The sequence below is a fragment of the Caballeronia sp. LZ028 genome (assembly GCF_031451415.1).
GTDB classification, from domain to species: domain Bacteria; phylum Pseudomonadota; class Gammaproteobacteria; order Burkholderiales; family Burkholderiaceae; genus Caballeronia; species Caballeronia zhejiangensis.
Genome location: NZ_JARUXN010000003.1, coordinates 433,790 through 444,286, shown reverse-complemented (window position 1 = coordinate 444,286; position 10,497 = coordinate 433,790). Strand labels below are relative to the sequence as shown.

At 62.2% G+C, this 10,497-nt stretch carries 10 protein-coding genes and 1 pseudogene; 8 read left to right on the top strand and 3 right to left on the bottom strand.

Features of this window, described 5'->3' with window-relative positions:
* Both QCE58_RS19585 and QCE58_RS19580 read left to right on the top strand, forming a co-directional pair.
* Positions 1-447: pseudogene (locus QCE58_RS19585) on the top strand (IS3-like element ISBcen22 family transposase); the annotation flags it as partial.
* Positions 448-572: 125 nt separating this feature from the next.
* Complete coding sequence (locus QCE58_RS19580) at positions 573-935, top strand: hypothetical protein (protein WP_034470982.1); 363 nt, start codon at positions 573-575, stop codon at positions 933-935.
* A gap of 12 nt (positions 936-947) precedes the next feature.
* Here the strand turns inward: QCE58_RS19580 and QCE58_RS19575 are convergent, their stop codons facing one another.
* Positions 948-1,115: a hypothetical protein gene (locus QCE58_RS19575; RefSeq protein ID WP_250457220.1), complete on the bottom strand. Its 168-nt coding sequence runs from the start codon at positions 1,113-1,115 to the stop codon at positions 948-950.
* Between the two features lie 160 nt (positions 1,116-1,275).
* Between QCE58_RS19575 and QCE58_RS19570 the strand changes: the two genes are divergently transcribed.
* Together QCE58_RS19570 and QCE58_RS19565 are read left to right on the top strand one after the other, a co-directional pair.
* A complete protein-coding gene (locus QCE58_RS19570) occupies positions 1,276-2,199 on the top strand; it encodes a DNA-3-methyladenine glycosylase (RefSeq protein ID WP_008347822.1) in 924 nt (307 codons plus the stop codon).
* Between the two features lie 193 nt (positions 2,200-2,392).
* On the top strand, positions 2,393-4,363 hold the full coding sequence (locus QCE58_RS19565; protein ID WP_250522271.1) for an MFS transporter: 1,971 nt from the start codon (positions 2,393-2,395) through the stop codon (positions 4,361-4,363).
* A gap of 5 nt (positions 4,364-4,368) precedes the next feature.
* Here QCE58_RS19565 and QCE58_RS19560 read toward each other — a convergent pair whose 3' ends face one another.
* Complete coding sequence (locus QCE58_RS19560; protein ID WP_284502616.1) at positions 4,369-5,478, bottom strand: peptidyl-alpha-hydroxyglycine alpha-amidating lyase family protein; 1,110 nt, start codon at positions 5,476-5,478, stop codon at positions 4,369-4,371.
* A 145-nt stretch (positions 5,479-5,623) separates the two neighbouring features.
* Between QCE58_RS19560 and QCE58_RS19555 the strand changes: the two genes are divergently transcribed.
* Together QCE58_RS19555 and QCE58_RS19550 are read left to right on the top strand one after the other, a co-directional pair.
* The gene (locus QCE58_RS19555) at positions 5,624-6,049 is read left to right on the top strand and encodes a hypothetical protein (protein WP_250522269.1); all 426 of its coding nucleotides are present in this window, start codon (positions 5,624-5,626) and stop codon (positions 6,047-6,049) included.
* A gap of 63 nt (positions 6,050-6,112) precedes the next feature.
* Positions 6,113-6,667: a TetR family transcriptional regulator gene (locus QCE58_RS19550; RefSeq protein ID WP_250440893.1), complete on the top strand. Its 555-nt coding sequence runs from the start codon at positions 6,113-6,115 to the stop codon at positions 6,665-6,667.
* A gap of 1 nt (position 6,668) precedes the next feature.
* Here the strand turns inward: QCE58_RS19550 and QCE58_RS19545 are convergent, their stop codons facing one another.
* Positions 6,669-7,559, bottom strand: coding sequence for a D-2-hydroxyacid dehydrogenase family protein (locus QCE58_RS19545; protein ID WP_250522273.1), 891 nt, complete (start codon positions 7,557-7,559; stop codon positions 6,669-6,671).
* A gap of 397 nt (positions 7,560-7,956) precedes the next feature.
* On the opposite strand from QCE58_RS19545, the gene QCE58_RS19540 reads away from it, so the two are divergent.
* A complete protein-coding gene (locus QCE58_RS19540; RefSeq protein ID WP_308196632.1) occupies positions 7,957-8,976 on the top strand; it encodes a hypothetical protein in 1,020 nt (339 codons plus the stop codon).
* Between the two features lie 171 nt (positions 8,977-9,147).
* Positions 9,148-10,488, top strand: a complete 1,341-nt coding sequence (locus QCE58_RS19535) for a TAXI family TRAP transporter solute-binding subunit (RefSeq protein WP_409014134.1) — start codon at positions 9,148-9,150, stop codon at positions 10,486-10,488.
* The last annotated feature ends 9 nt before the right edge of the window (positions 10,489-10,497 follow it).

Here is a 10,497-nt window from a genome sequence, read left to right as displayed (position 1 = left end):
CGCTTGCGCGCCCTGACGGTCGTGGACATCTTTAGCCGTGAAGCGCTGGCCATTGAAGTAGGCAAGCGCTTGCGTGCCGAGGACGTCGTGTCAGTGCTGAATCGTTTGGTGGCTCAGCGCCGCGCACCGAGGTTCCTGTTCGCCGATAACGGCAGCGAATTCTCGGGTCGCCTGCTGGACATGTGGGCCTACCACTACAAGGTGCAGATCGACTTCAGCCGGCCAGGCAAGCCCACCGACAACAGCTTCATCGAGACATTCAACGGCTCGTTCAGGGACGAATGTCTGAACCTGCACTGGTTCGAATCGTTGGCGGAAGCCAAACGAGAGATCGAGGCTTGGCGCCGCGACTACAATGAGACTCGACCTCACATGGCGCTCAAAGAGCTAACACCGGGTGAATTCGCCCGGCAATACAGCCTCCGGCCCACGGCCGAAGGCTCATGAAAGACCGAACACTAACGCTCGGCACTGTCCAAGAAATCCAAGCGGTTCAGAAAGACCGAACACTAACGCTCGGCACTGTCCAAGAAATCCAAGCGGTTCATCAGAGCCTACCATCGGGGAAAACGATGACCAAGATTCGAGGGGCATGCATCGCACTCGGCGCGGCGTTCGTCATCACGGGCGTTACTTTCTATCACTCGACGGACTTCGACACTGCCCAAGCGGGAATGGACCGCGAGACCGTCGACTGTCTAACACGCGGACTCACGCGTGACGAGAAAGTCCGCATCGCCCGACTCACCACGGCGCACGACCGCGAAGGGCTTGATGCGATCTACGGCGATGTGCTCGCGCGCTGCGTCGTGCGCTCCGATCAGTGGGAGCGTCGCCCGCAACTGCTCACGAGCGCGCGCCAGATTCTTTCCCACGATCCCGAATTCAGACAGATGCTCAACGCGAGCACGATGGAACTGGCGACGCGCCGCTGATCGGCGCATCGATCACGCCGTCAGTCCGGTACCCGAGCCGATTTGGACTTCGGCGCGCGTGTTCGCGGCATGGGCGCTCAGCACGGCGATCTCACGCTGCGTGAAGTGCGTGACCGGCGCGATGGCCGCGAGCGCAGCGGTGATGACGATGGCGACGATGCTGATCGAGATGACGTTCATGTTCGGCTCCTTCGGTTGGCTGAGATGGACTAGCTGCTGTCGATGTGAGGCATTGTCGTCGCCGAGGGTTAGCGAAGAATGAGCTTGGCGCCGCGACGGGCATCCGGTTCGCCGGAGTAACATTCGCATTCATTCGACCATCGCGCATTCGGCATTCAAAATGCATTCGACCATCAGCACATCGACCGCCACGCTCGAGCTGCCCTTCAAGCGGCCTTTCGACTGGACGCGGATGCTGAAATTTATCGGCGGTCGCGCGTCGGCGGGCGTCGAGTCGGTCGAGGACGGCGTGTATCGGCGCGCGATCGAATGGCAAGGCGCCGAGGGCACCGTCGAAGTCCGGCCGCATGAACGCAGGCATCGGCTCGTCGTGAATGTCGAGGGTGCGGTGGCGCAGCACGCCGGCGACCTCGCCGCGCCGCTCGCGCGCATGTTCGATCTGCACGCCGATCCGCACGAAATCGCTCGCTGTCTCGCCGGCGATCCGGTGCTCGCCCCGCTCGTCGAAGCCGCGCCCGGCCTGCGCGTGCCGGGTGCGTGGTCCGGCTTCGAACTTGTGGTGCGGACCATCGTCGGGCAGCAGGTGAGCGTCAAAGGCGCGTCGACGATCATGAACCGCATCGTGCAGCGCGCGGGCAAAAAGATCGAAGGCCATCCGCATGAGGGCACCGCGTGGCGCTTTCCGACGCCCGCCGAACTCGCCGCAGCGGATCTGGAGAAGATCGGCATGCCGACCAAGCGCATCGAGACCGTGCAGCGTTTCGCGCACGCGGTCGCAACCGGCGCGCTTCCTCTCGATGAACCCGGCGCCGATCCCGAACGCGTGAAACGCGACATGCTCGCCATGCCAGGCATCGGGCCGTGGACCGTCGGCTATGTCGCGATGCGTGCGCTGCGCGATCCCGACGCCTGGCCCGAAGCCGATCTCGTCCTGATGCAGGCGATCGCGCGCCGCGACCCATCGCTTGTGAAGCCCGCCCAGCAGCGCGCGCGTACCGAACGCTGGCGGCCCTGGAGAGCGTATGCGGCGATGCATCTGTGGAACGGCGTGGCAATGGAAACAGGACTTGCACACGGCGGCTGAACTCTCGGGCATGCAATCGACCGCTGTTGCATCCTGCATTCGGCATCACGCATGCAAAGTGCAAACACGGCGTCGATCATTTCGCACTATTGTCTAAAAAATGAACTAATCTGCTTCGAGCGGCCGGGCCGCTGCCGAAGCCGCAAAGCCGTGTACGTGAAAAGCGCTGACGAACCGCCATCGGGAGACGCTCATGGACGCATCATCGCAAACGACGCCCGCGCCCGAACTGCCGACAGCGCCGCGCGTGCAGAAGATCGTCGTCGCGATACACGGCATCGGCAATCAGTTGCACAGTGACACGGTGCGCTCGGTCGCGAGCCAGTTCGGCGCGCGTTATGACCCGCCGCTTCCCGTGATGCCACTCGGCTACTTCGATATCGCGGGCGTCGGCGAAGTCGACGTGCGCCAGCTCGATCTGCCGCCGGGCGGTCCCTATACCGCGGAGCAACGCGACTTCTATTCGGCGCTCGGTTTCGCGGAAGTGTATTGGGCCGACATTCCGCGCGAAGTCGTGAAGCAGGACGACACGCTCGAAGAGAGCAAGGCGTGGGGACTGTCGATCGTGAGTCGCGCGCAAGCGACCTACATGCTCAACGTCGATGAACGCAAGCTCGAACCCGCGGACTTTTCGCTCGCGTCGGGCGTCGTCGAAGAGATCGTCGAAACGGTGGCCGTCATGCAAAGCCTGCTCGCGGTGACGGAGAAAGCCGGCATTTTCAAGTTCGATCTCGCGCCGATGCTGCGCGATTATGTCGGCGACGTGCAGCTCGTCGCGGATTTCAGGCAGCATCGAGAGACCATCGTCTTTCGCTTTCATCGTGTGATGGAGCGGCTTGTCGCGCTCGCCACCGCGCGTTGTCAGTGTGCGCCCGAGGTGTATATCGTCGCGCATAGCGAAGGGACCGTGATCAGTTTTCTCGGCATCCTGCAGGCGCTATCGAGACCGACCGTCACCGACCCGAAGGACGGCAAGCAGATCATCGGTACTGACTGGGTGCAGAGTCTGCGTGGCTTCATGACCATCGGCTCGCCGATCGACAAGCACATCCTTTTATGGCCGAAGCTATGGGAAGGCATGGCGCTAAAGAGCGAACGCAAAGGCGATGCCGTCACGCAGATCGAGCGTCCCGGCGGTCCGATCACGCTGCCTTCACGCATCAGGTGGCGCAACTATTATGACTTCGGCGATCCCGTCGGCTTCGCACTCGATACGGCGCGCGCCTATCTCGGTCGTCATGGTTGTCTCGCATTCGAATTCGAGCCGGTGCATGACATTGGCTTTTCGCGCTACTGGCTGCCGGGGAAAGCGCACACCGATTACTGGACCGACGGCGATGTCTTCGGCCACTTCATCGAGAACGTCGTGCTCGACCGAAGCACCGCGAAAACCCCTCAAAACAGGCATTTTCGCGGCATCGTGAGCACGGCAATTCCTTATCTTCTGAGCTTCGCGCTGCATCTGCTCGCGGTGTTCTTCATCTATAAAGCTGTCACCGCAACTTCCGATTCGGGCGCGGGCGGCACGAGCACCGCGCCCGAATTCATCTATCTCACGCGCTCGGTGTTCGCGCTCGCCTGCCTTTTGATGGGAACGACGGTTGCCGCACGCCTTCCGCGTCTCGTCAAGGCGCGAGGCACAAATCGCACGGCCGCATGGCTGCGTTGGCGCATCGTCGCGCTACTGTCGTTCGTCGCGGGTGCGCTGATCTTCTGGTTCGTGCTGTTGAGCGGCGTGGCGGCTTTTCTCGCGAGCCCGTTCGCCGATATCCTGCATCGCGATAGCGCCGATCCTGTCGTCGGTAAGGCGGTCTTCGTACTTGCGGGCCTCGTCTGCGCAATAAGCGGCTGGCTCGCGCCGCGCAAACCGCATTGGGGACGGCGTATTCTCGTCGCGCTCGGCACGCTCATGATGGTGCTGATCGTGGGCGTCAGACTATGGGGCGATCTCGCGGGCAAACCCTTGTGGCCCGTCGTGCTTGGTGGCGCTTTCTTTCTCTATGCGTGGTGGCTCGCGATCCTGATCTTCGATCTCGCATTCGTGTGGCATCGCTATGTGCGCAATTCCGTCGCGCTCGATACGTTGCGCGCGTGGCGCGAAGATCGATGCGACGCGCAGCCCAAGCCCTTTATGTCGATGCGATCGAAGCCCTCGAAGCAGTGATGCGATCACCCATGCAGTAGGAGCTTCTGCACGCGCCAATTGAGCAACTCCGCGACGAACAAAGTGCCTTCTGAAGGACACGCCATTTCATGAATCCATCCGAACTGCTTCAATTGCTTGCCGGATCGTCCGAGTACGCCGAGCAATCTTCCGTCGAGCGATAACTTGTAAATCCGGCCGGGAAACGCATCGGCGGAATACAGCACTTGATTCGGCCCCGGCGAAATGCAAATGGCCCAAGGTGAACCCGGCGCAAATGTTCCCGCTGCGATCGCCGCTTCATCGGGCATGTTGCCGATAGCCGGACGCGCATCGGGCGGCACGGGTACATCGATCGTGAATTGCCGCTGAAAATTGCCTTCGCGGTCGAATACCTGAATGCGCCGGTTGCTTCGATCGGCGACATAGACAAGCCCGTTTCTATCGACAGCAATGCTATGCGGCGTATGGAATTGCCCCGGCTCCTTCCCGCGCGCGCCCCACGACTTGAGCCAGTTGCCGTCCTTGTCGACCTTCGCGACGCGCGAGTTGATGTATCCGTCGCTGATATAGGTATTTCCCGATGCGTCCCACGCGACGTCGGTGACTTGCCGGAAACGCCCCGGCTCCGAAGGCAGCGGCGGATTCGGATGCTTGAGCGGCGCAGTCTCTTCGTCCGACGCTTCCTGCTTGCGACCGAACACCATCGCGACGCGGCCTTCAGGCGTGAACTTGATGATCATGTCCGAGCCCTTGTCCGTTACCCAGACATTGTCTTGCCGATCTACTTTCACAGTATGGGCGAACGACCAGGCATAAAGGTTATGGCCGATTTCGCGCACGAAGCGTCCATTGCGATCGAATTCGAGCAGTTGCGCGGCGGCGGCGCCATAAGCGGGACCCGTGCTATTGCCGCGGGATAACACGAAGATATGCCCGGCCGAATTCAACGCCACGCCCGAGCATTCGCCGAAGTACATATCGCGAGGCAGGCGTACAGGGTCGGGGACGGAATCGTAGGCGATGGACGGTACGTCGTTATCGGCGTATGCGAGATGCGGAAAGAGCGCGAGCGCGGCGGCGCTTTGACCCGCGAGCGCAAGAAAGCGGCGGCGGCTTGCGGCGTTCGGCGCCATGTCGCAACATGGGCAATAGATCGAATGTCGAAGACTCACTGTTACTCTCCTCGTGTTCGATTCGCGATGCGAGAGGAAGTGTAGTGCATGAACTGCATTATTCACACGCGAAGTTATCAATAGCTTTCAACATGAAAAGGGCGTTATGACTGAACCCTTGCAATATCAAGTTCGAATCCGTCTCGCGCCCGAGTATGCGATGCTGGCGCGTCGAGATCCGGCAAACGAAAAGCTCGCGGCGATCAATGCGCTGCTGATCGAACACGACGCTCAATTGAAATGCCAGTACGACGCCTTCGTGGATTACGTCGCGCAGGCCGAAAGGGATGGCATCGAGCACTATCCGCTTTATCGGTGGACACGCGAAACCATCGAAAACCCGGCTAAAAAAGCGAAATATCTCGAAGCGTTCACGCTCTACGTGAATGGCGACGAAGTCTATGACAAGGCACTCGCCGATGCGCTCGAAGCCGATCTTCGATCGCTCGCGAGCGCTGCGATCACCGATATCCGCAAGTTCGACACGAACCCCGCGCATAATCCGCAACCACCGTCGTATGACAATTCATAAGGTTGACGCCGTGCATCGCCCGCGCTAAGGTTTGGTAATTCAACCAAACGTGGATCGCGCCCTGTGCAGGATCGTCGACAGACCATACTCGAAGCCGCCCTTGCCACTCTGCGCGAAGAAGGTTATTCGGGCTTCACGCAACCGCGCGTCGCTGCACGCGCGGGTCTGCGCCAGAGTCATCTGACTTATTATTTCCCCACGCGCCTCGCGTTGATCGAAGCTGTCGCGCGTACGGCCATCGATGGCCAGCTCGCCGCCGTCGATGCCTTCGCGGGCGAAGCATCGCCCAAGATCACAGCTGCATCGATCGCCAACGTCGCGATGCGCCACGAAAACACGCGCGTATTGATGGCGCTCGCGCAAGCCGCCGACGAAGAGCCAACCATTCGCAGCCTCTTTCGCGAGCTCGCGGAAGGCGTCGCGGTACGCATCACGCGCATGCTCGAAGCAATGGGTCTCGCCGTCACGAAAGAACATGTGTCGATGGTGCATGCGCTTGTCGTCGGGCTTGCGGTCATCGATCTCGCGATGGGCCGCGCGGATGGCAAGCGCCGCGCGAGCGCCGCGATCGAAACGTTGTTCTCGCTTCTGCCATCCGACAAATGGGGCGCGTCGTGATTCAACCCTGACGCGCATCGAGCCATTCGACGATATTGCGCACCGTATCGCCATAAAACGTGCGATACAACTCTTCCGCCACATAGCCGATATGCGGCGTCGCGAGCACGTTCGGCAGTGAACGCAGCACGTCGTTCGCAGCGAGCGGCTCTTCATCGTAGACGTCGATTGCCGCGCCCGCGAGCTTGCCCGACTTCAACGCATCGACGAGCGCGGCGCTATCGACGATCGGTCCGCGCGACGTGTTGACGATGCGGCTCGTCGGCTTCATCTGCGCAAATTCCCGCGCACCGACGAGATGATGCGTGCGCTCGCTGAGGCGAACATGAATCGAGAGCACGTCGGAGGTCTTGAAGAGCGTGTCCTTGTCCACTAGTTGCACGCCCTTTTCTTCCGCGCGCTCACGTGTGAGGTTCTGGCTCCACGCGATCACGTTCATGCGAAAGGCGCGGCCGATCACGCCGACGGCCGACCCTACGCGACCGAGACCGAGCAAGCCGAGCGTCTTGCCCGCGAGTTCGGTGCCGAGCGCAATCTGCCAGCCGCCCTCCTTGAGCGAGCGATTCTCGGCGGGGATGTTGCGCATCATCGAGAGAATGAGCGCCCACGTGAATTCGATCGTCGGTGTGGACGTATAGCCCGTATGCCGCACTTCGACGCCGCGTTCGGATGCGGCATCGAGATCGATCGATGCATTCGCCGCGCCCGTCGATGCAATCAGCTTAAGGTTAGGCAGGCTCTCGATGATGTCGCGCGAGAACGGCGTGCGTTCGCGCATCGCGCAGACAACATCGAAGGGGCGCAGACGTTCGAGCAACGCGCCGCGCTCCGCGATGTGATCGTTGAACACGGTAATTTCAGCGCGAGCCTCGAGCGGCGACCAGTCGGCCATCGAGAGCGCAATGTTCTGATAATCGTCGAGAACGGCGACTTTGATCGGAGTAGATGTGGCCTTGATGATTTCGATTGTTATGACGATTAAGCCGGACGGCAGCAGCAAGTGTGACGCAATGCGCGAAATCGTGTTGCGCGCGCACTTCGCAAAGTTATTGGAAATGCTGCAAAAGCCCGTGCCATAAGGCATAGCACGATGCCATCAGCCATGACATGGCGTGAAACAAGTTACCGCGGGACTTCGCAAGACCGTTTCTCTATAGTTACTTCCGTCGCCACTCGAAACGCAACGTGGCCTAAAGAACCGAGAAGGACATCCCGTGAAAAACAGATCGACCTTCGCTTCAAACGCCCACGTTGCGTTCGCCTCCGACGCGCCCTCAAGCAAGCGCCGCGTGCGCAAGTTGCTCGTCGTCGCGGCGGCCGCCGCGCTTACGCTGTGCAGCAGCTCCGCCTTCGCGGGCTGGGCGCGTGGCGGCACGGCCTACACCGGTCGCGGCGAATACCAGGGCGCGCACGTCGGCTCGTGCGGCGGCGGCAGTTGCTCGCATGCGGGCGGCGTCGAGAATCCATGGGGCCGCGTCGGCACCAACTCCGGAACCGTTACGCGTACCGCGCCGGGCCAGTTCTCCAACTCCGGCACCGCATACGGCCCGAACGGCCGCTCGGTGCAACATGCGGGCGACACGAGCTGCGCGGGCGGCAGTTGCTCGCACACCGGCAGCGCGACCGGCCCGAACGGCAAGACCGCCACCGGCAGCGATACCGTGACGCGTACCGCGCCCGGCCAATACTCGTCATCGGGATCGGTGACGGGACCGAACGGCAACACGTCGACGCACTCAGCATCGACGAATTGCGCGGGCTACACCTGCAATCGCTCGGGCACGGTCAACACGGCCAACGGCGGCACCGTCACGCATTCAGGCAGCGCGACGAGCGTCGCGCCGGGCGTGGTCACGACGTCGGGCACCGCGACGGTCTCGAACGGGTCGCATAGCACGACGGTAGTCGGCGGCGGCACGGTGACGTCGAGCACGACGGTGGTCGCGACGGCGCCGGTCGTCACCGGAACAACCGTCGTCGCTGCGCCCGTGATCGTGCCGCCGCCCCCGCCGCCTGCGACGACCGTGGTGGTCGCACCGCCCCCGGCTTCGTCGACGGTCGTCGTCACACCGCCTCCGCCGCCGCCCGCCAAGACGGTGGTCGTCACGCCGCCTCCGCCGCCGCCCGCCAAGACGGTGGTCGTCGCTCCGCCGCCGGCCAAGACCGTGTACGTCGCGCCCGCGCCGGCTCCAGTCAGGACGGTGTATGTCGCGCCGCCCGCGAAGACCGTCTACGTGGTCCCGCATCGCGCGGTCCTGATTCCGGGCCACTGGGTCGGCAGGTTCTGGATTCCCGCACACTGGGCTTGATCGAGGATCGATTGAAAGCGAAGGCCGGCCGCATGCGAGCCGGCCTTGTCGTTTTGACCGCGCCGCGCGTTACACTGCGAAGCAACGCCGCTTCCGACACAGGCACGACATGCTCGATGTCTTTCCAGTCACGCAAGCAGTCACGAACGCACGCTCATGACGAGGCATCGCATGAAACGCCCGCATCTGCCTCGCGATCATGCGAAAGGCGTCCTGCATGACATCACATGGACGGCCGGTCCTGTCTTGCTGGTCATTGCGATCGTCGTCGCGCTCGTCTACTGGCTCGTCGATCCGGCGCCGCCCAAAACCATCACGATGAGCGCGGGTCAACCCGACAGCTCGTTCTACGTCATCTCACGGGAATACGCGAGACTGCTCGCGCGTAACGGCATCACGCTGAAGGTGCTGCCTTCGGATGGCTCCGTGCAAAATCTCGAACGCTTGCTCGATCCGAAGCAGCACGTCGACCTCGCGCTCGTGCAAGGCGGGATCGCGACGAAGGAACAGGCGTCGCAACTGATGTCGCTCGGCAGCGTGTCGTATGTGCCGCTTGTCGTGTTCTATCGAGGCAAGGGTCTCACCCTCCTCTCGCAACTGGAAGGCAAGCGCATCGCGATAGGCCGCGAAGGCAGCGGCACGCGCACGCTGTCGCTCAAGCTGCTGGAAGCGAACGGCATCTATCCTGGCGGCGACACGCAGCTTCTTCCGAGCGACGGCCTGCAAGCCGCGACGCAACTCGTCAGCAACGAGGCCGACGCAGTGTTTCTCTCCGGCGATTCCGCAACGCGCGGCCTGATGTTGCGCCTCTTGCGCGTGCCCGGCATCTCGGTGATGGACTTCAAGGAATCGGGCGCCTATACGCGTCTTTTTCCCTATCTCGACGATATCGAATTGCCGCCCGGTGTGCTCGATCTCGGCCGCCGCATCCCGCCGGAGACCGTGCATCTGATCAGCCCCACGGTCGAACTCGTCGCGCGGCCAAGCCTGCATCCGGCGCTATCGGACTTGCTCATCGAAGCCGCGCAGGAAGTGCACGGCTCTGCCGGTCTGCTGCAACGCGCGGGGCAATTTCCGAGTCCCGTCGCGCATGAGTATCCGATCAGCGAAGACGCGAGCCGCTATTACCGCTCGGGCAAGAGCTTCCTCTATCGCACGCTGCCGTTCTGGCTCGCGAATATCGCGGACCGCGCCCTTGTGCTGTTGCTCCCGGTCGCCGTGCTCATCTTTCCTGCGCTGCGGCTCGTGCCCGCGCTGTATCGCTGGCGCGTGCGCTCGCGCATCTATCGCTACTACGGTGCGCTGATCGCGGTGGAACGCGGCGCGATGCGCGTCACCAGCGAAGACGAACGGCGGGCGCTCGTCATCGAACTCGATTACATCGAGGAATCGCTCGATACGCTCAAGCTGCCGCTCGCCTACGCCGATGCACTCTATGTGCTGCGCGAGCATGTCAGCTTCGTGCGCGCGCGTTTGAACGAAAATTCGCGGAAGGAAAAGAACATGGCATAGTACGGACTC